This is a genomic window from Fluviicola chungangensis, from assembly GCF_007558725.1.
Taxonomy (GTDB): domain Bacteria; phylum Bacteroidota; class Bacteroidia; order Flavobacteriales_D; family Crocinitomicaceae; genus Fluviicola; species Fluviicola chungangensis.
The window spans coordinates 21,788-43,411 of sequence record NZ_VLPL01000003.1 but is presented as its reverse complement, the minus strand read 5'-3'; the positions used below and the strand labels follow the sequence as shown (position 1 = coordinate 43,411).

At 41.9% G+C, this 21,624-nt stretch carries 16 protein-coding genes; 8 read left to right on the top strand and 8 right to left on the bottom strand.

What is annotated here, in order from left to right; all coding sequences use genetic code 11:
* Nucleotides 1-109 precede the first annotated feature (109 nt).
* On the bottom strand, nt 110-2,017 hold the full coding sequence (locus tag FO442_RS06535; protein ID WP_144332362.1) for a T9SS type A sorting domain-containing protein: 1,908 nt from the start codon (nt 2,015-2,017) through the stop codon (nt 110-112).
* Between the two features lie 113 nt (nt 2,018-2,130).
* Here FO442_RS06535 and FO442_RS06530 point away from each other — a divergent pair, with 113 nt between their 5' ends.
* A complete protein-coding gene (locus FO442_RS06530) occupies nt 2,131-2,820 on the top strand; it encodes an SIR2 family NAD-dependent protein deacylase (protein WP_144332361.1) in 690 nt (229 codons plus the stop codon).
* 53 nt (nt 2,821-2,873) lie between these two features.
* Here FO442_RS06530 and FO442_RS06525 read toward each other — a convergent pair whose 3' ends face one another.
* The 3 genes from FO442_RS06525 to FO442_RS06515 all read right to left on the bottom strand — a co-directional run bounded on the left by FO442_RS06525 (nt 2,874) and on the right by FO442_RS06515 (nt 4,809).
* The gene (locus FO442_RS06525) at nt 2,874-3,536 is read right to left on the bottom strand and encodes a hypothetical protein (RefSeq protein ID WP_144332360.1); all 663 of its coding nucleotides are present in this window, start codon (nt 3,534-3,536) and stop codon (nt 2,874-2,876) included.
* Nucleotides 3,537-3,644: 108 nt separating this feature from the next.
* A complete protein-coding gene (locus FO442_RS06520; protein WP_144332359.1) occupies nt 3,645-3,923 on the bottom strand; it encodes a hypothetical protein in 279 nt (92 codons plus the stop codon).
* A gap of 130 nt (nt 3,924-4,053) precedes the next feature.
* A complete protein-coding gene (locus FO442_RS06515) occupies nt 4,054-4,809 on the bottom strand; it encodes a T9SS type A sorting domain-containing protein (protein ID WP_144332358.1) in 756 nt (251 codons plus the stop codon).
* A gap of 337 nt (nt 4,810-5,146) precedes the next feature.
* Between FO442_RS06515 and FO442_RS06510 the strand changes: the two genes are divergently transcribed.
* The 4 genes from FO442_RS06510 to FO442_RS06495 all read left to right on the top strand — a co-directional run bounded on the left by FO442_RS06510 (nt 5,147) and on the right by FO442_RS06495 (nt 8,657).
* Entirely contained in the window at nt 5,147-5,656 is a 510-nt protein-coding gene (locus FO442_RS06510; RefSeq protein ID WP_144332357.1) for a TlpA family protein disulfide reductase, read from the top strand.
* Between the two features lie 18 nt (nt 5,657-5,674).
* Nucleotides 5,675-7,369, top strand: a complete 1,695-nt coding sequence (locus FO442_RS06505) for a DUF6029 family protein (protein ID WP_144332356.1) — start codon at nt 5,675-5,677, stop codon at nt 7,367-7,369.
* Nucleotides 7,370-7,386: 17 nt separating this feature from the next.
* Nucleotides 7,387-8,322 (top strand): Omp28-related outer membrane protein, encoded by a 936-nt coding sequence (locus tag FO442_RS06500; protein WP_144332355.1) that lies wholly within the window; start codon nt 7,387-7,389, stop codon nt 8,320-8,322.
* A 140-nt stretch (nt 8,323-8,462) separates the two neighbouring features.
* Nucleotides 8,463-8,657, top strand: a complete 195-nt coding sequence (locus FO442_RS06495) for a hypothetical protein (protein WP_144332354.1) — start codon at nt 8,463-8,465, stop codon at nt 8,655-8,657.
* Nucleotides 8,658-8,810: 153 nt separating this feature from the next.
* Here FO442_RS06495 and FO442_RS06490 read toward each other — a convergent pair whose 3' ends face one another.
* Nucleotides 8,811-9,281 carry an acyl-CoA carboxylase biotin carboxyl carrier protein subunit gene (locus tag FO442_RS06490; RefSeq protein ID WP_144332353.1) on the bottom strand — a complete coding sequence of 157 codons (471 nt, stop codon included), beginning with the start codon at nt 9,279-9,281 and terminating at the stop codon, nt 8,811-8,813.
* A 122-nt stretch (nt 9,282-9,403) separates the two neighbouring features.
* Between FO442_RS06490 and FO442_RS06485 the strand changes: the two genes are divergently transcribed.
* The gene (locus FO442_RS06485; protein ID WP_144332352.1) at nt 9,404-12,037 is read left to right on the top strand and encodes a M1 family metallopeptidase; all 2,634 of its coding nucleotides are present in this window, start codon (nt 9,404-9,406) and stop codon (nt 12,035-12,037) included.
* A gap of 66 nt (nt 12,038-12,103) precedes the next feature.
* On the opposite strand, the gene FO442_RS06480 is transcribed toward FO442_RS06485, so the two are convergent.
* The 3 genes from FO442_RS06480 to FO442_RS06470 all read right to left on the bottom strand — a co-directional run bounded on the left by FO442_RS06480 (nt 12,104) and on the right by FO442_RS06470 (nt 19,152).
* Nucleotides 12,104-15,553, bottom strand: coding sequence for a hypothetical protein (locus FO442_RS06480; protein ID WP_144332351.1), 3,450 nt, complete (start codon nt 15,551-15,553; stop codon nt 12,104-12,106).
* 206 nt (nt 15,554-15,759) lie between these two features.
* On the bottom strand, nt 15,760-18,129 hold the full coding sequence (locus FO442_RS06475; RefSeq protein WP_144332350.1) for a ribonucleoside-diphosphate reductase subunit alpha: 2,370 nt from the start codon (nt 18,127-18,129) through the stop codon (nt 15,760-15,762).
* 48 nt (nt 18,130-18,177) lie between these two features.
* Nucleotides 18,178-19,152: a ribonucleotide-diphosphate reductase subunit beta gene (locus FO442_RS06470; RefSeq protein ID WP_144332349.1), complete on the bottom strand. Its 975-nt coding sequence runs from the start codon at nt 19,150-19,152 to the stop codon at nt 18,178-18,180.
* A 465-nt stretch (nt 19,153-19,617) separates the two neighbouring features.
* Here FO442_RS06470 and FO442_RS06465 point away from each other — a divergent pair, with 465 nt between their 5' ends.
* The gene (locus FO442_RS06465; protein ID WP_144332348.1) at nt 19,618-20,337 is read left to right on the top strand and encodes a ComF family protein; all 720 of its coding nucleotides are present in this window, start codon (nt 19,618-19,620) and stop codon (nt 20,335-20,337) included.
* A gap of 236 nt (nt 20,338-20,573) precedes the next feature.
* Complete coding sequence (locus tag FO442_RS06460) at nt 20,574-21,500, top strand: DUF1295 domain-containing protein (protein ID WP_144332347.1); 927 nt, start codon at nt 20,574-20,576, stop codon at nt 21,498-21,500.
* The last annotated feature ends 124 nt before the right edge of the window (nt 21,501-21,624 follow it).

Genomic DNA, 21,624 nt, shown 5'->3' with positions numbered 1-21,624 from the left:
GGGGCGATAAAGTTAATAAATCTAATACAAAGAGCACTAAAAGTCGGATAAAAAGAAACCCCGGTACCATATGTACGGTACCGGGGTCATTATAAAAATTATCTGTGAATTACTTCACCATCAATTTTTGAGTATAAGAACCAGTCTCATTAGCAATGGATACCAGGTAGTTTCCTGATACCAAACCTGTAACCGGAACTGCAACTGATGTAGCGCCAGCACCAGTAACTACTTTCGATGCAACTGTACGTCCTGACAAATCAATGATTGAAACTGTGTAATCTCCACCTTGTCCTTCGAAATTAACGTTTACTACGTCAGAAGCAGGGTTAGGGAATACTTCCATATTGATTGTGGATGTTTCAGCCAAACCTAATGTTGCCAATGAAATTTCTTTTGCATTCAATACTTCACCTGTAGCTTGGTCAATTACAACAGCAACTGCATGCATGTTTGCACGAACACTTGTAGCAGGAACTGTATAGTTAAATGTATACGTAGCTACTTGTCCGTCTGCGATAACCGCAGGAACTGAACCAGCCTGACCTGAGTAACCACCTAATAATGCTCTACCAACGTGGTCGTATTCCATGTTTGCAGCAAGTACCGGATCCGGTTCTGTTTGCCAGTTGTGTCCTGCACCGGTCAATGCAATGTTATTTGTTTGAGAACTGTAATAATTGTGTTGGTTCCAGGTTGATCCTGTTCCTGTCACATTATCCTCAGAAATAATTACACCCAATCGGTAGTTTGCAGCAGCAAAGTTACTTCTGAAAGTTGCGTTAACAGTAACCGTTACGTTATTTCCCGAACCACCTGTTTGAATTGCAATTCCTACCGGAGTGATCAGGTCTTTACGATCGTTATAGTAAGTCTCAAAATCCTGGTCAGAAACATCTACTCCTAAAAGTACTCTGTCCACGTTTGCTCCAGGGAATCCGGAGAAATCTGCTGCAGCGTCATACGCTGTAACTGTCATCGGGTCACCGTTGTGAACAGCTACACCTGCAAATGTGTTCGGGTATGTATTATCCATGTATTCCATAGCAACCGCACCTCTTGGACACCATCCACACCAAGTACCTGTTCCTTCTTCAAACAAAACTACTTTTTGAGAGTTTGCACTTACCGTGTTAAATGGTTTACTTCCTGTGTTGTTTCCCGGATTTGGATCTGTATTACCGTTTACTCCAGTAATATTGATATTCAATGTTTTCTCAACAACAGTTGCATAGTTCACGGCAATCGGGTGATTGATCGTTGCTGTAGCACCAACAGCGATGTTTGTAGAAATCACGCTGCTGTGAGCTGTTCCGTCATTCCAGTCAACAGTTAAACTTGTAATTGCATTTGCCCCGTCATTTTTAACCTGAAGGGAAAGCGTATTGTTAGTACTTGTTAAAGAATAACGATTTACAGAAGCAGAAAGGAATTTCGCATCGTCGGGAGATGGTTGACGAACAACGAAGTTGTCAATTCCCATACCGAATAACCATCCTCCGTTATCATTGTATAAAAATGAAACTTTTACGTTAGCATTTCCTACATAAGGAGTCAGGTTAATTCCAACATTTTGCCAGCTAGCTGATCCAGTCAAAGTTTGAGCCGTTGTCCAAGTTGTTCCACCATCAATAGAAACCTCAATTTTCCCTGATTCTGTCGCTCCCTGGTATGTCCCTTGGGCATAAAATAAATCAACCTCCATAACTGCTGCAGCAGCAGTACTTAAGTCAATTGTAGGAGAAATCAATCTGTCTGCGCTTTTGTCACAGTTACATCCGTCATCGTTTGTAACCAGCATTTTTGTTGCATTCGTTGTTGGTACAGGAAATGACTGACTGGAAAGAGTCGCAGCTGTTCCACTTTTGAATCCACCATCGGTAGCCAAAGTAGTTTGCGACCAGGTTGCCGGAATGGCAGGTGCAGTGGTCCCCTCAAAATCTTCGGACATAATTATTTGGGAGAACGAAGTTCCTGCCACAAAAACCGCCGAAAAAGCAAGTAAAGTTTTTTTCATAATCTTAACGTTTTAGAATTCCAAATCTAACATTAAGACAATAACTTAACAACTATTTAACCTCCTAAGCTTGATTCAATTAACTTTGACTATTGGAAAGCTAAATAAAGGATATGAAAAGTAACCTCGTTATTCTATCGGGAGCAGGGATTAGTGCGGAAAGCGGTATAAAAACATTTCGAGATGCCGATGGCTTGTGGGAAAACTACTCTATCGAGGAAGTGGCAACACCCCGGGCCTGGCAAAATAATCCAGATTTGGTCCAGAAATTCTACAACGAAAGACGGCTCAATGTTATAAGCGCAAAACCAAACCGGGCTCATCATTATTTCAGTTCTCTCGAAGAACATTTTCATGTTCAGGTAATTACACAGAATATCGACGACCTGCACGAGCGGGCAGGAAGCTCCCATGTGCTTCATTTACACGGCAATATTCGTTATGCAAAGAGCTCCGGACCTGCTAAAGAAAAGAAATACTACCCGATCGAAGGCCATGAACTAAAAATGACCGACCTGTGTGATGATGGTTTTCCCTTAAGGCCGCATGTGGTTTGGTTCGGAGAAGAAGTTCCGCTTTTATATGAAGCAGCAGAATTAATTAAGCAGGCGGATATATTGATCGTTGTAGGAACTTCTCTCAGCGTTTACCCGGCTGCCAATCTCATTCACTATACGAAGACTTCGTGTCAGAAAATCCTGATTGACCCTAAGGCAGACCAAATGCAGGTTGAAAGTCTTTTCACCAAAATAAACAAGAGTGCTGTTGAGGCGGTGGAAGAGTTGAAAGAATTATTGTTCTGAAACAAGAAAGGGGCTTTTTTTACAAAGCCCCTTTCTCTATTATAATTTATAAATTATCTTGCCGCATCATTCATTGCCTGACTCATAATATTTATAACCGGTCCAAGAGTCGGAGTTGGAGTTGTTAATGTCACTGTCCGCTTTTGAGTAACGTATGTATTACTTGTATTATTTACCGGATCATATCCATGAACCATAGAATTCCAGGGCTCATAAATATAGATCGGTGATGTGTGATTTGAGACGACCAAAAACGCACCGCTAGGTGAACCTGAAGTGGAATAATTGGTAGCAATGTTTGTTGGAACTGTCCAATAACTGTTCGGATTAGCCAAATTCAGCGTAAAAATCTTACAAGTTGTAACACCAACGGCAACACCGCTTTTTAAGTACATTTTGTCCGGACTTATGCCTTGTTGATTACTAATAATCGTAAAGTCCATTCCTTCGAATTTAACACCCGGGAACGATTTAATGAGTGTTGTGTTTCCGGTGTTTTTATCTATTTGGGCTATTTTCGATTCTTGAGTCGATGAGTTGTAAAAAATCCCGTACATCAGTTGAGAATGATACTCAATATGAGAAATTCTCCATCCGCTGCTCGCTGGCGCAAAAGAAGCATTTAGAATGATATAATTGTTAATAATGTAATTACTTGATGCATCTACACTTGCAAAAAACAATGCATGTTCGGATGAACGACTTCTGCACAGCATGATGGGTGGATCGTAATAATTAGCTGCCCGATCTACGGCTAACCCGCTAAATACTATTCCTGCAACATTTACAGGAAGGCCTAAAAATTGATTGGGATTAAAAACTTCTCAGGTAGTTGCTCCCATTGAACTGAAAATTCCATCTCTTAATGAAGTGACGTCATATGGAGTTACACCTAAGAAATCATCGCCATCCGGAAGGAAAGCAATTCTTGGTCTGGATGAGCTTGGGACCAACACCAAGGTAGAAGGTGGTGTGTTCTTAATCGTTTTTTCCTGATCGTTTCCGTTATTAGAATTATTTGTTCGGAAATTTTCTTGCTTCTCACACGAAAATGTGATTACAGCCATCGTACAGATAGCCAAAAAGTTCAGTGATTTTTTCATTGTGCTTTTAAATTAGATTCGGAACAAAAGAACTGAATTAAAAACAAGGATAAAGCAAATGAGAATTCGGAACAAAATCCCAAAAAAAGGAGTCCGCTTGCGAACTCCTTTCCATATATATGATTAAATCTTAATGCTTAATAACGATTCGTTTCGTTTGAACCAAATCTCCTTTGTTGTAAACGTATACTAAGTAAACTCCGTTCTTGAAGTTGCTTACATCTACTTTGTTGATTGGTGCTCCTGATTCGGATAAAACTACTTTTCCAAGTACATCAACCATTTTCAATTCAACAGTTCCTTCCAAACCTTTTGTGCTAACAGTTAACACGTTTGCAACCGGGTTAGGATATACAGAAACAGAAACTTCTTCCTGCTGCTGATCTGCCACCCCTAAAACAGAAGTAACCAAGACATCTACAGAATCCACACGGTTACCACCTTCTACTAAATAGAAACGGTATTTTTCAGTTCCTGAACCATGCGTATCCGTATCAGCCATTAAATTCGCAGATCCTCCTGCAGCAACAGTTAAATCATATTGATTCGGGTTTGCCCATGGATTTGTATTCATCTGAGAAGCGGTATAACACATTCCGAATGGATCTCCGGGAGCTCCCCAGCAGAAATTATCTGCCCATGCAGCAGCGTCAGTAATTCTGTAACGCTCCATCTTCCAAACCTTCGTGCTTGCCGAAGTGTTTTTGAAATTGATAGCAACGCTTTGTAAAGCATCCGTGGAAACAACATAAGCATATTCTTCTCCGTTCAAGGCATTACCTGTACCGGATTGCGTACCGGAATCCCATAGTTTTATTTCTACCTGCCCGAAACCAGTAGAGCAAGCAAGTAAAACAACAGTAACTAAAGAGTATAATTTTTTCATAATTGCATTTTCAGTTTTCACAAATATAAGCACGATCTATTTCTCAAACAATAGGCCAATTCTTATATCAATCAGTAAGATTACAATTTTTTGATGGAAAAAACAACCACATTACTACAGATAATCGTTAATTTTTGATTTAACTGTCGGTTTTTGGGAGTAAACGGTTTGATTCGGATGAAAATCAGGATTATTAGGATTACAATCTTTCCCGGCACCTTAACATTTTTTAGGAATACAATATTATCCGATAACACATGTTTAAAATTGTGTTAAGGAAAAGGTATCTTTGAATTTCGGCACAGAACTTGAACTGTCCGTTGCTAAAATTTAAACTATGAAAAAAATTGCGTTCCTATTTTTAGGGCTTATTGTTTCCTCTTTATCAATGGCTCAAGACCATGAACCTTTGGTTGTCAAACAACTTCCTTCTGTAAAATTAGTAGACATGGATGGGAAAGCGGTGAATACTGCTGAATTGGGTTTCAAAGGACCGGTTGTAATTTCCTTTTGGGCAACCTGGTGTTCTCCATGTAAACGTGAATTAAACACCATTCATGAATTATACCCGGATTGGCAGGAAGAAACCGGTGTAAACCTGGTTGCCGTAACCATCGATGACGAAAAAACAAAAAACCAGGTACCGGTTTATGTAGACGGAAAAGGATGGGACTACCTGGTTTTGATGGACCCGAACGGTGATTTCAAACGCGCTATGGGTGTTAACAATGTACCTCACACATTTTTAGTGGACCAAAACGGGAATATCGTTTATTCTCACAACAATTATGCTCCCGGAGACGAGGAAAAATTGTACGAAGAGATCAAAAAACTAGTAAACAAATAAGCTACTTATTATACTTCGATGAAAAACTGGATTTTAGGAATCTGTGTATTATCCGGGTCGTTCAGCGCGCTCGGACAGTCCAATCTGTTAGGAGGTATTACCGGGAATATGGAAGCGACTTTCCAATACCTGAACGCCGACCCGTTGATTGGAGCCCTTCAACCGACTGAACGAGGCCTGCTGAATTCATATATGAATGTGTTTTATTCCGGTTCTCATTTTAAAGCGGGTGTGCGCTTCGAATCCTATCTGCCTCGAATTAACGGTTATCCGAACCGTTTTGACGGAACAGGCCTTGGAATGCGTTACGTTGGCTGGTCTAATGACTACATAGATATCACCTTGGGGAACTTTTACGAACAATTCGGCTCGGGAACGATTTTCAGAGCATACGAAGACCGAAATTTAGGGTACGACAATGCCATGGACGGAGCTCGTGTGATTTTGCGTCCGTACAAAGGGATTCAGCTAAAAGCAGTTTATGGAAATCAACGCTATTCGTTCCAGGGAGGAAGGGTTGACAAATCCGTTGGTATTACCCGCGGTGTTGACTTGCAGCTGCACTTAAATGAATTGATCCCGGCAATGGATTCCAGCGATCTGGATGTAACTATCGGGGGAGCATTCGTGAGTAAATACCAGAAAGACGACAATGAAACGTATATTCTTCCGGAAAACGTTGCAGCTTACAGCGGACGAATCGGGTTGCGCTACAAGAAATTCACTTTGAACGGGGAATATACGCACAAGGACAACGATCCGAGTGATGACAACGGTTACATATACAATCCGGGGCATGCCGCTCTGATTAATCTGGGGTATTCCAGGAAAGGATTGGGGATCTCACTTTCTGCAAAATCCGTTGACAATATGAGTTACCGTTCCGACCGAACAAAAGGGTTGGCCGATTTGTTCATCAATTATTTACCTGCGATGAACAAAACTCATACGTATAACCTGGTTGCAACGCTTTATCCGTATGCAACACAACCTTTGGGTGAAATTGCTTACCAGGCCGAAGTGCTTTATACGATTCCGAAAGGAAAAGGTGGAGGAAAATACGGGATTCCAATCAACTTCAATTATTCAACGGCTTATAAGCCATTGCGTCATACAAACGGATACGGGCTGCCGGGTGATTCTACCCGTGTAACCTATAAGGGAAATCCGTTCGATATGTCTGACAGCTTGCTTTGGCAGGATATCAACGTAAACATTACCTACAAGTTCAATAAAAAGTTTTATTTGATCGGATCCTACTTTAACATTGCAATTAACAACGACGTTTCAAAGGTGTCGGAAGACGGACATGGTATCATCAATGCGCACATCGGGGTGTTGGAAGCAGGTTGGAAGATCAATAAAAAGCATAACCTGAGAATGGAGTTGCAGGCTTTATTCACAACGCATAAAAAAATGGCGCTCTTTGATTATCAAACATCCAAAGACAAAGGTGACTGGGTAACTCTGGTACTTGAATATACCATTTCACCGAACTGGTTCTTTGGATTTATGGACCAGTACAATTATGGCAATTCAAACAAAGATTTGAGAGTACACTATGTCATCGGATCTTTTGGTTGGATAAAAGATGCAACTCGCGTAACTTTGAATTATGGCCGACAACGCGCCGGATTATTCTGTGTAGGCGGTGTTTGCCGATTTGTTCCCGCGTCGAACGGATTGACCGTTTCATTAACGCAAAGTTTCTAATTAATCAGATTCAGAACATGAAGAAATTTATTGTATTAACCGCAATCTTCGCAACAGTCCTTACGGCTTGTGATAAAGTGAAAAATGCTTATCCGGAGAAAGCTGCCGGGAACTCCACACTCGATTGGTCTTTGTATCCGGATGGTGATTCGGCATATTATGTTTCACAGGGGCTTTGGCCGACATTCACGGCAAATACCAATACGTTTACCAACGTCATGATTGAGGATTATACGGGACATCGTTGCTTCAATTGCCCGAATGCAGCAGCGCTTCTGCACAACCTGGAAGATGCTAACCCGGGAAGGGTATTTGGAGTGGGAGTTCATACCAGCCCGGTAGGAATGTCCAATTTCCAGGAGGAAGAGCTTCCTGATTATCCAACCATTTTGTATAACGATCTGGCTTTTCAGATAGGAATTCACTTCGGGTCCAAACCGGGAACCGGATTCATCGGAAACCCGAACGGCAGTGTAAACCGCCAACTGAATGGTACCGACAATACCAGTGCACCGCAGACGTGGGCCTCGAAAACCACTGTTGAGTTAAACAAACCACTTCGTGTAAACATTCAATCACATGCAAACTACTTTGCCAGTACCAGAGGTAGTTTCCTTCATGTAGAAGTGGACAAAGTAGATAATAACATCACAAATGATTTAGCGGTGGTTGTTTACGTGTGTGAAGATTCATTGGTAGGGCCGCAATTGATGCCGGATCTGACCAGAAATGCCAATTACGTTCACAAAGATATTTTGCGGGACTGTATTGACGGAAAAGCATTCGGTCGCGTGCTGGAAGCATCAGATTTGGGCCCTAATGGCAAATACTATGTCAATTACACGTATAAATTACCGGCTTCATACGACGTTGATAATATGCATTATTTAATCTATGTGTACGATAAAACAACAGAAGAAATTTACCAGGTTATCGAACAGCACCTCCATTAAAAATTTAATATTGGCTATAAAGCAGCGTGTGTCTGAAAGTTACGGGCACACGTTTTTTTGTGTGCATAACTTTTAACATTTTTAACATACCAAATACGAAAAGGGATCGTTATATTAGATGAAATTATAAACAGAACCCCATGTTTGAACTAACGAAAAAAATCCTGGTTCGGGTAAGTTTTGACCCATTGTTATTCCAAAAAGAATTGTCCAAAGCAATCAAATGGATGTCTGACTCAGAAGAAATTCAACGTTTAAGGGAATGGTGTATGAAAGAATTTGGCGCGGTTTATCCTGCTATCATCAACAAGGCGTTCACACCGCAAAAAAATTAAAAAAAGACATATTATTGATACGACTAACGGCTCCAATCGGAGCCGTTTTTAATGGATGCTTATTAACTATTTTTTTATCAATGGATTTCTGAACCATGACGTCGTATTCCGTTATTACGTCAGATTGAAATTTTGAATTACACTCAAAGTTCCTTACTCGAATTCAATCAACAATCCTCCTTTATCTACCACATCCTGCGGATTGACCGCAATAGCTTTAACGACTCCGACACCTTCCGCCTTGAGCACGTTCTCCATTTTCATTGCTTCCAGCGTAAGTAAAGCATCTCCTACTTCAATGGATTGACCAATGGTAACAGCCACGCTAACAACTCTTCCCGGCATCGGAGCTTTCAATTGCTTCAATTTACGCAATTTCGGCTTGTCCATTCCAAGAGAAGCAATCAATTCATCCAAAGGGCCACCTTTCTTCACTTCAAAAACACGGTGATTTAATTTCAGTGTCAGTAACCCTTCTTCCATGCGGTTTGACATGACTTCTCCGCGAAATTTTTTGCCTTTATAAGTAATTGTAAAAAACTGCTGGTCTTCCCAACGGATATGAACCCCATCTCTGTTAGCATGAAGGACTTCTCCGTCCGATGTCCAATTAGCTGTTTCCATCTGTAAGAATTTTGCGACAATAATACGAACTATTTGTCCATTCATCTAGAAAAAGATTGTAAAAAAAACTTAGTTTCCTATATTTGCCCTTCAATGTATTTACGAATCATATTCGCCCGAAAATGAAGAAAATATTCTATTTGGTTGCTCTTGTCCTGGTAGCTTGTCAACCTAAACATTCTGACACTGAGCACGCGGCAAGTCAAAGCAACGACTCGAAGTCAAACACTACTGCCGAAATAAGCGAGCCAACGCAAGATAAACCGAAAGTATATCACGCTTCCCGAACGGTTTTAACTGATTTGATCAATACGAAACTGGAAGTTTCCTTCGATTGGACAAAATCCTGGTTAATCGGTAAAGAAACCCTTCAGGCAAAGCCGCATTATTATGCCTCCAATGAATTGATCCTGGATGCAAAAGGAATGGAGATCAAACATGTTTCCATGACCGGAAAAACACTTGAGTATGATTATAAGGACGATGTGTTGACCATCAAACTGGATAAAACATACACCCGTGACGAAAACTTTACGGTAGTGATCGATTACATCGCGAAACCGGATGAACGCAAAACAGGCGGATCGAATGCGATTACAAGTGACAAAGGCCTCTACTTCATTAATCCACGCGGAGAAGAAGCAAATAAAATGCCTCAGATCTGGACTCAGGGAGAAACAGAATCTAACTCGGTTTGGTTCCCTACCATCGATTCCCCGAACTCCAAAACCAAACAAGAAATTTACATTACTGTACAGGATAAATACGCAACGCTGTCCAATGGCAGATTAGTGAGTTCCACCAAAAATGCAGACGGTACCAGAACAGATTACTGGAAGCAGGATTTGCCTCATGCCCCTTACCTATTTATGATGGGAGTCGGTGAATTCAAAGTGGTGAAAGATGCATACAAACGCCCGGACGGATCAACCATGGAGGTGAACTACTATGTAGAACCGCAATGGGAAAAAGATGCGAAAGCGATTTTTGGGGAAACTCCGGCAATGATCGGTTTCTTCTCTCAATTATTGGGGGTTGAATATCCATGGGACAAATATTCTCAAATCATCGTAAGAGATTATGTTTCAGGAGCAATGGAGAACACCGGAGCAGTTATCTTCGGAGAATATGCTTATAAAACACAACGCGAATTGTTGGATGAAAACGATAATTCCACGATCGCACACGAGTTGTTCCACCACTGGTTCGGTGATTTGGTGACTTGTGAATCCTGGTCGAACTTAACGTTGAACGAATCATTCGCAAACTATTCTCAATTCTTGTGGGATGAGCACCGTCATGGTTTGGACGAAGCGGAATTCCAGGCTTTGCAGGAAGCAGCGGGTTATTTCGCATCTGCCGACCAGGGAGGTTACCACAACCTGGTTTGGTTTGATTACAAATCGCGTGAAGATATGTTTGACGGACATTCTTATAACAAAGGAGGCCGTATCCTGCACATGCTTCGCAAATACATCGGAGATGACGCGTTCTTCCAGGGTTTAAAAAATTATTTGAAGCAAAATCAGTTTAAAGCTGCTGAATTCCACCAGCTAAGACTGGCTTTCGAAGAAGTAAGCGGGGAAGATTTGAATTGGTTCTTCAATCAATGGTACCAGGGAAAAGGACATCCGATACTGGATGTTTCATATAACGCTGATGCCGCTGCAAATACCGTTTCGATTACGGTGAACCAAAAGCAGATAAAAGAATTCGGTTTGTTCAAATTACCGATTGATGTGACCGTTTATGATGATCGCGGGGCAACAACTACCCGTCAATGGTTCAATGACGAATCCACAACCGTAAGTATTCCAACAACTGGGACTGTAAAGAATGTGATCTTTGATGCGGAAGCAATGCTTCTATGCAAAATGGAAGAGAAAAAAGATCCTTCCTGGTACGCGTTTCAATGGAACAATTCGAAACATTACATTCACCGAAAAAATGCACTCCAAAAAATTCCATCCAGTTCTCCTGAAGCTGCCAGAGTAGCACAGGAAGCATTAAAAGATCCTTTCTGGGACATTCGCTCCACTGCAATTGAAAAGATCGGGAAAATGAGCAGTGACAATAAAACAGCTTCCATTAACCGGGTGAAACAATTAGCAACTTCCGATTCGGTTTCTGCTGTTCGCGTAGCTGCAATTACTGCTTTAGCAGGAATGGTTTCCGGACCTGAACTGGAACAATTGTGTACTGAAATCATTCAAAAGGATCAGTCCTATTCCGTTATAAGTGCTGCATTGCTTCAATTGTCGAAAGTGAACAACAAGGCTGCTCTCGAGGCTTGCAAACGATTGGAAAATGAACCCTCAAGCAAAATGCAAACCGGGGTTGCAATGATCTATGCAAAATACGGAGACGCCGATCAAATTGCATATTATGAAAAGATCTTCCAATCGAATGTAGTACAGGGATTTGATAAACTGGGAGTACTAAACTCGATGACGTTCTTTGCCTCCCGACAGGAACCGAAAATCCAAAGACGTACCTTGCCTATTTTCGAGAGTGAATACAAAACAGGGGGGATGTATACGCAAATGTTTATGCCTCAATATATTGGGTACTTAAGAGATAATCTGAAGAATTCCATTGAGAAGTATAAGGCGGAAGAAGAAAAAGCGAAGAAAGACGGAAACAGTAATGCAGCAGATATTGCTCATGGAAAAGTTACAGATGCAGAAGCATTGTTGGCTGATTATGAGAAAATGATGGCAGGTTTCCCGAAAGAGGAAGAAGGAGCAGGACATTAATAAAAAAACCAAAAACCGTAGGCACGCGATTAATCGCGTGCCTACGGTTTTTTTATGTCTATGGTTTTAGAAAAAGGCTTTCACCTCCATTCCACCCGCATGGATGATTTTATTTCCTTCACTTTTCCGTCCGTTATACTGAACCGAAATCTGGAGGCTTTTAGATAAGGAACGCTGGTAACCCAAACTCCAAACATAATTTATACCGGGTTTTAATGCTTCAAGCAATTCAAAACCCAACGGGGTATTGGAATCTCCCCGGAATGCAATTCGGATCACATTGAACTGGCCCTGCAAACTTCCCTTCTGGGTTTGGTTGTATTTCCCACTTACTCCAATATCATAAATATCGGCCTGCTCGCCACCCAAATTTTCTTCGTTCTTCTTTTGAACCACACGTCCGTCTATACTAAACCGAAGTGAAGTGTTCGGCTGGTAAATCAACGAGGGTTTTAATTGCCAGTAATGTAAGCGGTAATTACGCCCCGAGGTATAATCGACGGAAGATGTTTTTAATCCTGTTTCAAATTGAGACTGAATACTGAATTTTTTCAGAATGGTAATTCGTGCGTTAAACTCGTGTGATTCCTTGGTTCTTCCATCGAACCCCGTGGCAAGCAATGTTTTGGTCTTTGAGCTTTCATAACTGTAGTCCCCCCCTCCGACATTATTTGTCCGGTTGAAGTATAGTGTATTCTTAATGACATTGGCCGTACTGATCAACGAATTATCATCAATACTTCCCACAAAAGGATTATAGGCTCTTGCACCGTCAAATACATTGGTTTTGCGTTGCAGCCTGAAACGGGTTTGGGTGGAGAACCGTGCCAATACTTTTTTCACACCGGTACTGTTTGACCAGATCCGTTCCGGACGAAGTGTTACGGATTGGTTGTACTCATTGGAATAAGTCTTAATGTAATCGTTGGATGGTGTGAATACGCGGATATAACCTGCCTGGTCTGCATAGGCGGCAATTTCAAATTCATTCAGGTCCTTGATTCCATCGTTGTTGTAATCGTTCCAGGTATAGACACCCTGTCCGTCATTTACTTTGATGTATATAAACTCCTTTTTTTGTTCCAATCCCGCACCTACTTCGTAGAAGGTAGTCAGGTTGATTGTTCCTTTCCAGAACTTGATATCGTGATCGATCCGGCCATTCGTGGTATTTTCAGGTGCCTGGGTGATTAAAGTCGTATCCAGGATTTTCAGTTCACGGTAGTTTGCAACCATGTATAATCGCTGGTTTTTCCAATTGTTTTTCGTCCATTCTGCCCGGAATGTTCGTGCTTTTGCAGCATTGCGCAAGCGTGTACTATCCGATCTTCCGTCGACCCGTTCACGGTAACTCAGCAACAACTCCCCGGATGAAGTATCCCCCAAAGCCACGTAGCCCTGATAGTCGAAAAAACTATACGATCGGAGACTTAGCAGCGAATCTCCCTGAATAAAACGGTTTAATTCCTGATCGTCCTTGAAGCCGATACGCACTTTTTTGATTTGTTTGGAAATATCCGCTTTGTGCCGTAAAAACTGATTGGTGCTTTCATTTTTTGCGGTCAAAAAACTTGCATCGATAGCGACGTGATATCCCCGCTGTCTCCAGGAAGTGATCAGTTGTGTCCGCAATCCGGAAAAATCCGAACCTATTTTATATTGCTGTGCATTGATCCCGATCTTTCCATAATTCCTGTTTTCAATACTGGTTCCCACGGTTGTCAGGACCTGGTTTCCGGTATATCCTCTACTTCGTGTATTCCAGTCACGGTCGAATTCTACCGCTCTGTATTGCTCTATCGGCTTGAAATAAGGGTCCAGCATTTCTATTTCAACCTGCTTTTTCCAACTCCAGGCAGGAACGGAGTCTTTCCCGAAGGGATTCGAATGCTCTACTCTGGTTCGCATGGAATAACCCCGGTCATCAAACCGGTCCAGCGTAGAAAAGGTATTCAGATCGTAACCACTCATTCCCAGTTCCGAAGTTACTTTAAGCTTTTCATTGAAGCGGTAAGTTGCTCCGGCGGTAAACAACTGCTGTCTTTTCGGAGTGATTAGTAAGGAAACCGGTGCATAATCTCCTACCGAAACTCCACCAACCGGCTGTACCCATTTGTATACCCGACCGATCGCATTGAATTTTTCAAACACATAATCCCCTTTTCCCGGACCGACGTATGAGAATTGCGCTTTGTAATAAGCCAGGCTCTGATCTACAGAAGCCACCAATACACTGTCATATCCCAAGGTATCTACCATTTGGTACATGACCAGGTTTTCAGAGAAACCAACAGAATCGATCACCGAATAACGGGCTAATTCCAGGCTGTCTCCAATTTCCGACAACAATTTTTTCTGGTCGTTTGTCAGGTTTTGCTGCAACGGTTGATTTTTCGCATCTTGTTCCGAATACGCATTGATCCACCAATCCAGTTTTTTGCCCTGAGCAGCTGTTGAAAACTGAAAGAGCGAACGGGCATAATTCTGATCTGAATATTGGAATTCTACAACAATCCGGATGTCTTTCGTGATCAGGTTCTTCGCAGTAAAAGTCAATTCCGACGTGTTGTAATCGATGACGTAATCGTATTCCTGTCCGCGACTCAGTTGTCTTCCGTCAATATACACGCGCTCCGTTCCGGAAAGAATGATAATGTACGGTTCATTTTCATTTCCTCTTAAGCGATAAGGCCCCTGATTTCCTTCTATACCCTGAATGATCTGCCGGTTGAATTTTCCTTTGGACAAGGCACCGCTTACCTGGGTTTTGATGGTTCCTGTTTTGTCTTTCTTCCAAAAATATTCACCTGTCAGACCCTGTCCTCTTTTCTTATACGTTAAAAAGTAGCCATCCGGCTTGCTAATCCAGAAATCCCCGGCAGTCAACTTAAACCGGTCATTGAAGAGCTGAATAAATACCTGGTCGAACTCCTGCAATTTGTTGGTATTTCCTTCGGGTTGAATGGGTAAATTATCGTCCGTTACAGAAGCCAGGACCTGCAGATTCGGTGCAATGTAGCCGGATAATTCCAGGTTCAGGGAGGAATTTACAGATAAATCCTGCCGGTTTCCAAAGGTAATTCCCCTAGAGATACTTCCCGATTTTCGCAGACCGTTTGCTCCCATTAAGTCCAAAGGCTCCACAGTCGGGGTAATCAGATACTTTTCCCTGTCTCCTTTGTTTTGCGTGTAAATGATATTTGTGTCGCGTAGTTGATAGCTCTTTGCAAATGAAAAGGGCAAAACACGGTAGGAAACCGTCAATTCATCCGAACAGGGTTGGAACAATTGAAACGTCCCTTTTGCGTAATCAATGAGGTAATTGTAAGGTAAAATGATTTCTCCGCCACAACGTACGATTAGTGAATTCGGTGCAATACTTAAGGAATCCAGTTGGATCATATTGCCGGTTGCTGCAAGGGTTTTTTGACGGTACGCGTTGTCCTGTGTCCAGCTATGAACCCAACAAAAAATACTGCCTAGCAATAGAAGTCCAACCCGTACAGCGTGCATCATGCTAAAGTACTAACGTTTTAAGTGCTACGCTAGTATATAAAACAAAAAAATCCCACTGGCAGGAAGCGAGACATCGCGTCACTGCAGCAGGATTTTAGTGTGTGATATCATAAAAACGGCACAATTATTAACACCACCACATTATCAAACACGTAGGCACGCGATTAATCGCGTGCCTACGTGTTTTGTTTTATTTATTTCAAGTTCTATCCTGAACACATTTCACAGTTGTCCGGATTATCCAAAGAACATGCGATTGCTGCTTGTTGTTCTTCCAATTCCGCTGCGGATACTGCTGCCGGTTCTTCTGTTACTGCTTTATCTACTGTGAACTTAATTGCATCTGTTGCAGCTTTCGTTCTCAGGTAATACATTCCTGTTTTCAATCCTTTCTTCCAGCCGTAGAAGTGCATAGATGTCAACTTACCAAAGTTTGCATTCTCCATGAAAATATTCAAGGATTGTGATTGACAAATGTATGCTCCACGATCAGCAGCTTGCTCGATAATTGCTTTTTGAGAAATCTCCCAAGCTGTTTTGTATAGATCTTTGATGTATTGAGGAATCTCGTTGATGTTTTGAACGGAACCGTTTGCTGCCATCAGTTTCTGACGCATGTCTTTCGTCCATAAACCTTCTTTCACCAAGTCCTTCAATAAGTGCTTGTTCACGATGATGAACTCTCCTGACAATACACGACGTGTGTAAATGTTGGATGTATACGGTTCAAAACATTCGTTGTTTCCAAGGATTTGTGCTGTAGAGGCCGTTGGCATCGGTGCTAGCAACAAAGAGTTGCGTACACCGTGCTTTTTCACTTCTTCTTTCAATAAATCCCATTCCCAACGATTGGTTGGAGTAACGCCCCACATATCGAATTGGAAAATTCCTTTTGAAACCGGTGATCCAGCGATTGTTTCGTATGGTCCTTCAGTAATTGCCAAATCTTTGGAAGCGGTCATTGCTGCGTAATAGATCGTTTCGAAGATCTCGCGGTTCAATGCTTTTGCTTCTTCCGATTCGAACGGGTAACGCATCATGATAAATGCATCCGCCAATCCCTGAACTCCCAATCCAATCGGGCGGTGACGCATGTTTGAGTTGCGTGCTTCTTCTACCGGGTAGAAGTTTCCGTCGATGATGCGGTTCAGGTTTACCGTTGCCTGGTAAGTTACTTCGAATAATTTATCGTGATCGAACGTTCCTTCTTCTGTTACGAATTTCGGCAATGCCAAAGAAGCCAGGTTACACACTGCGATCTCATCCGGTGCAGTATACTCGATGATTTCCGTACACAAGTTAGAAGATTTGATCACTCCTAAGTTTTGCTGATTTGATTTCGCGTTTGCAGCATCTTTGTACAACATGTATGGAGTACCTGTCTCAATTTGAGATTCCAATACTTTGAACCACAAATCCTGAGCTTTGATTGTTTTGCGGCCTTTTCCTTCTGCTTCGTATTGTGTATACAATGCTTCGAAGTCTGCTCCGTATGTTTCGGAAAGTCCCGGACACTCATGCGGACACATCAAGGTCCAGTCTCCGTTCTCTTCCACGCGTTTCATGAATAAATCCGGAATCCACAATGCATAGAACAAATCGCGGGCACGCATTTCTTCTTTTCCTGTATTCTTTTTCAAGTCTAAGAAATCGAATACATCCGCATGCCATGGTTCGATGTACATTGCGAAAGATCCCTTGCGTTTTCCTCCACCCTGGTCTACGTAACGCGCAGTGTCGTTGAATACACGCAACATCGGAACGATTCCGTTAGATGTACCGTTTGTTCCTTTGATGTATGATCCTGTAGCACGAATATCGTGAATAGCCAATCCGATACCACCAGCCGATTGCGAAATCTGAGCGCAAGATTTCAACGTCTCGTAAATACCTTCAATACTATCTTCTTTCATTGTTAACAAGAAACAAGAAGACATTTGAGGTTTTGGTGTACCTGCATTGAATAATGTCGGTGTTGCATGTGTAAACCACCCTTCAGACATCAGGTTGTACGTCTTGATCGCCTGTTGCAGGTCGTTTTTGTGAATCCCAACAGCAACACGCATCAACATTTGTTGTGGTCTTTCTGCGATTTCACCGTGCAAACGCAACAAGTAGCTTCTTGTCAATGTTTTGAATCCGAAGTAATCGTAGCGGAAATCGCGATCATAAATGATACTTGAGTCCAATACTTCTCTGTTGTTCGAGATCACTTCATACACATCATCAGCGATCAATGAAGCACGTTGTCCTGTTTTAGGATCTACATATTTGTATAGATCTTCCATTACATCGGAGAACGATTTTTTCGTTTCCTTGTGCAGATTGGACACCGCGATTCTGGATGCCAACAAAGCATAGTCCGGGTGATCAATGGTCTTAGCAGCTGCAACCTCAGCGGCCAAATTATCTAAAACTGTTGTTGTTACTCCATCGTAGATTCCTTCGATGACTTTCATGGCAACAGCCTCGGGGGAAACCAGCGGGTCCAGCCCGTAGCACATCTTGATGATGCGCGCAGTGATCTTGTCAAATTTCACCGCCTCTTTTCTTCCGTCTCTTTTAATTACGTACATAGCGCTCTATTATGGGTTGTTGTTATTGGTAATGAATAATATAATCAATTAAAATTCTTCGTCCAAACTAAATGTTTGGTCTTCCTTGTTCGACATAACGCCTGACTTTTGGTACTCAGCCACCCGTTTTTCGAAGAAGTTGGTTTTTCCCTGGATAGAAATCATATCCATGAAGTCGAATGGATTCGATGTATTGAACACCTTTGGATTCCCAAGTTCTGTCAATAAACGGTCTGCAACGAACTCAATGTACTGTGCCATCAATTCTGCGTTCATTCCTATTAACTTCACAGGCAGTGCATCTGTTACAAACTCTTTCTCAATTTCAACAGCATCCAGGATAATCTTTTCTACCTGCTCTTTCGAAAGCTGGTTTACCAGGTGTTTGGTGTACAATAAACATGCAAAGTCACAGTGCAGACCTTCATCACGGGAGATCAACTCGTTGGAGAAGGATAATCCCGGCATCAAGCCGCGTTTTTTCAACCAGAAAATCGAACAAAATGAACCGGAGAAGAAGATTCCTTCCACAGCAGCGAATGCAACTAAACGCTCTGCAAAAGAACCGTTATCGATCCAGCGCAATGCCCAATCAGCTTTCTTGCGAACGCAATCAATCGTATCCAATGCATTGAATAAGTGATTCTTCTCTTTTTGATCCTTGATATAGGTATCAATTAACAACGAATAAGTCTCTGAATGGATGTTTTCCATTGCTACCTGGAAACCGTAAAAGAACTTTGCCTCGGTGTATTGCACTTCAGCCAAAAAGTGCTCTGCCAGGTTCTCGTTTACGATTCCGTCAGACGCTGCGAAAAATGCCAAAACGTGTTTGATGAAATGACGCTCATCATCATTCAATTTCGTTTCCCAATCAATTAAATCCGGCGATAAATCAATTTCTTCTGCAGTCCAAAAACTTGCTTCTGCTTTCTTATAAAAAGACCAAATATCTTCATGTTGGATTGGAAACAACACGAATCTGTTTTTGTTTTCCGATAAGATTGGTTCTGCTTTTGCCATTTTTTAATTTTGTTTTTTTTTAAGTCAATAATTCCTATGCCATGGTCATTTTTTCAACCATGGATCAGTGTGTGTTGGTATTCAAATTTCAGTTAGTTTCCCCTTCGATTTTGTTGTGTGTGACCAACAAGTTTTGGCTCAAAGGGGCTTACAAAAATTGTCAAAATTCTTTCCTTTCACAATTAAAGAAATCCACAATTGAATGAGGTTTTCAACATCGCTACTTTGAAAGCCTTTAACATGAACACTTAGCGAGTTTATCAACATGCCCTCTAAAGATATTCACAGTATATTATCTGCAATTCATCGAAGAATTTACCAGATTCATCCAACTTCAAGTGTATGAAGACTTTCAGCCGGCTTTCCTATAAAATTAGGCGAAAATTGAATTACTTTTTTTCTTATTTTTAGGAGGCTATTAACAGCTGGTTGTTCATAGTTAAGCAAAGCCAAATAAACACTGCTATGTCACTAAAATTTTCGTCGAATTTTAACAAATGGACGCGCGATTTGCTCCATGTGCTCTATCCTCAAAACTGCCTGATCTGCAAACATGAATTCAACCAGTCCAAACTGGCAATTTGTCCCATTTGTTCGAGTGAACTGGCTTATACCTATTTCGAGGATTACACCGAGGCAACCAACCTGGACAAATTATTTTGGGGAAGGGTCCAATTAGAAGGAACTTATGCGCTTTTGCGCTTCAAACAGCAAAGCTCTACTCAGCAAATCCTGCATGAACTCAAATACAGGAACAATCCCGAAATAGGAAAGCACTTTGGGAAGGAGATCGGGATGAAATTCAAACACCTCGTTAAGTTTTCGGATGTCGATGCACTGATTCCCGTTCCGCTCCATCCGAAAAAAGAATTTATCCGCGGCTACAATCAGGCAGAGGTCATCTGTAAAGGAATCAGTGAGAGCAGTGGTGTCTCATTAAGAAAGGACTTGCTGAAACGCATTTCGTTTACGGAAAGCCAGACCAAAAAAGGGAAGTTCTCCCGCTGGGAAAATATGCAGAACCGCTTCAAGATACAGGGAGTAAAAAACACGGAACTCAAGCACCTGGTGGTGGTTGACGATGTCGTCACAACAGGTTCAACGCTTGAAACGTGTGTGCGGATTCTCCGGGAAGAGTTTCCGAATACGAAGATCAGTATTGCGGTACTGGCTGTGGCCGAGTGATTTCCACCTTTTTTCCATTGCCATAAAAAGGTTTGAGAACACCTCAAACTATAATGAAATACTTTTTTATTCTGCCGTAGGAATTTTTAGGAAAAATGGAATAATCTGATAACTATGGTGATGAAAAGAGTCGAATCCTCAAAAAACTTTTCAATTACCCAAAATTTCACGCTTTTCTGAGACTCTTTTTTTGGATTTTACATTTTGAATTTTGAATTAAATACTACCTTTCGGTTATGTTACTTACTATACTTATCCTCATCTTGACTTTGGTGGTGGTTCCGCTGATGTCCTTCTATTTCGGAACACCCTTAAATGCCCTTCAAATTGAAGTAATGACCGATATGGGAATCGTTCTGGCTGTTGTTACGGGAGTTTGTTTTCTGCTCGGGGAAATTACCCGCAACAATTCCCAAATCGATAAAATCTGGAGCATTATCCCGATCTATTACGTCTGGCATGTCGCTTATGCCGGAGACTTTGCGCCGCGTTTGGTCCTGATGGCAGTAGTGGTGACTATCTGGGGAGCCCGTCTAACCTACAATTTTGCCAGGAGAGGTGCCTACCAATGGAAATTTTGGGCCGGTGAAGAAGATTACCGCTGGGCAGTTTTGCGCAAACGACCGGGTTTCAACAACCGTTTTGTCTGGATGCTGTTCAATTTGTTCTTTATCTGTTCCTACCAAAACACCCTGATTTTCCTCTTTACCCTTCCGGTATTGACAGGATTGGGAGATTCTGCTCCAAGTACTATACAGGCATGGGACTGGGTCATTGCAATTGCCATCATTGCCGCGATAGTCGTGGAGTTTATTGCCGATCAGCAGCAATATAATTTTCAAACGGAAAAGCACCGCCGGATCAAAGCCGGAGAAAACCTGGGACCTTATTCCAAAGGATTTGTAGATACCGGCTTGTGGAGCATCGTTCGCCACCCGAATTATGCCATGGAACAAACGGTTTGGATCCTGTTCTATGGATTCAGTATCGTTGCCACTCATGAATGGATCAACTGGTCAATGGCAGGCTGCTTGCTGCTGGTGGTCCTGTTCAAGGGAAGTTCTGATTTTTCGGAAGAACTTTCTGCAGAGAAGTACCCGGATTACACCAATTACCAGCGAAAAGTCCCTCGTTTTATCCCGTTTACGAAATTCAACAGGTGATTTGATTCGATTTTAAGATGCCGGGGCTTACGTTTTTTGCTTCTTAAATTTTTGAACTCTGCGCCGATGCTAAAGCTTTAGCGCAAGCATTTTGAACCTTTTGATCTTTTCAACATCTTTGCAG

Bases quoted from the DNA above. Each gene is read 5' to 3' on its own strand.
- FO442_RS06470 (WP_144332349.1), bottom strand. From the start codon at position 19,152: ATGGCAAAAGCAGAACCAATCTTATCGGAAAACAAAAACAGATTCGTG.
- FO442_RS06485 (WP_144332352.1), top strand. From the start codon at position 9,404: ATGAAGAAAATATTCTATTTGGTTGCTCTTGTCCTGGTAGCTTGTCAA.
- FO442_RS06510 (WP_144332357.1), top strand. From the start codon at position 5,147: ATGAAAAAAATTGCGTTCCTATTTTTAGGGCTTATTGTTTCCTCTTTA.
- FO442_RS06530 (WP_144332361.1), top strand. From the start codon at position 2,131: ATGAAAAGTAACCTCGTTATTCTATCGGGAGCAGGGATTAGTGCGGAA.
- FO442_RS06480 (WP_144332351.1), bottom strand. From the start codon at position 15,553: ATGATGCACGCTGTACGGGTTGGACTTCTATTGCTAGGCAGTATTTTT.
- FO442_RS06475 (WP_144332350.1), bottom strand. From the start codon at position 18,129: ATGTACGTAATTAAAAGAGACGGAAGAAAAGAGGCGGTGAAATTTGAC.
- FO442_RS06505 (WP_144332356.1), top strand. From the start codon at position 5,675: ATGAAAAACTGGATTTTAGGAATCTGTGTATTATCCGGGTCGTTCAGC.
- FO442_RS06520 (WP_144332359.1), bottom strand. From the start codon at position 3,923: ATGAAAAAATCACTGAACTTTTTGGCTATCTGTACGATGGCTGTAATC.
- FO442_RS06490 (WP_144332353.1), bottom strand. From the start codon at position 9,281: ATGGAAACAGCTAATTGGACATCGGACGGAGAAGTCCTTCATGCTAAC.
- FO442_RS06465 (WP_144332348.1), top strand. From the start codon at position 19,618: ATGTCACTAAAATTTTCGTCGAATTTTAACAAATGGACGCGCGATTTG.
- FO442_RS06515 (WP_144332358.1), bottom strand. From the start codon at position 4,809: ATGAAAAAATTATACTCTTTAGTTACTGTTGTTTTACTTGCTTGCTCT.
- FO442_RS06460 (WP_144332347.1), top strand. From the start codon at position 20,574: ATGTTACTTACTATACTTATCCTCATCTTGACTTTGGTGGTGGTTCCG.
- FO442_RS06500 (WP_144332355.1), top strand. From the start codon at position 7,387: ATGAAGAAATTTATTGTATTAACCGCAATCTTCGCAACAGTCCTTACG.
- FO442_RS06495 (WP_144332354.1), top strand. From the start codon at position 8,463: ATGTTTGAACTAACGAAAAAAATCCTGGTTCGGGTAAGTTTTGACCCA.
- FO442_RS06525 (WP_144332360.1), bottom strand. From the start codon at position 3,536: ATGCTGTGCAGAAGTCGTTCATCCGAACATGCATTGTTTTTTGCAAGT.
- FO442_RS06535 (WP_144332362.1), bottom strand. From the start codon at position 2,017: ATGAAAAAAACTTTACTTGCTTTTTCGGCGGTTTTTGTGGCAGGAACT.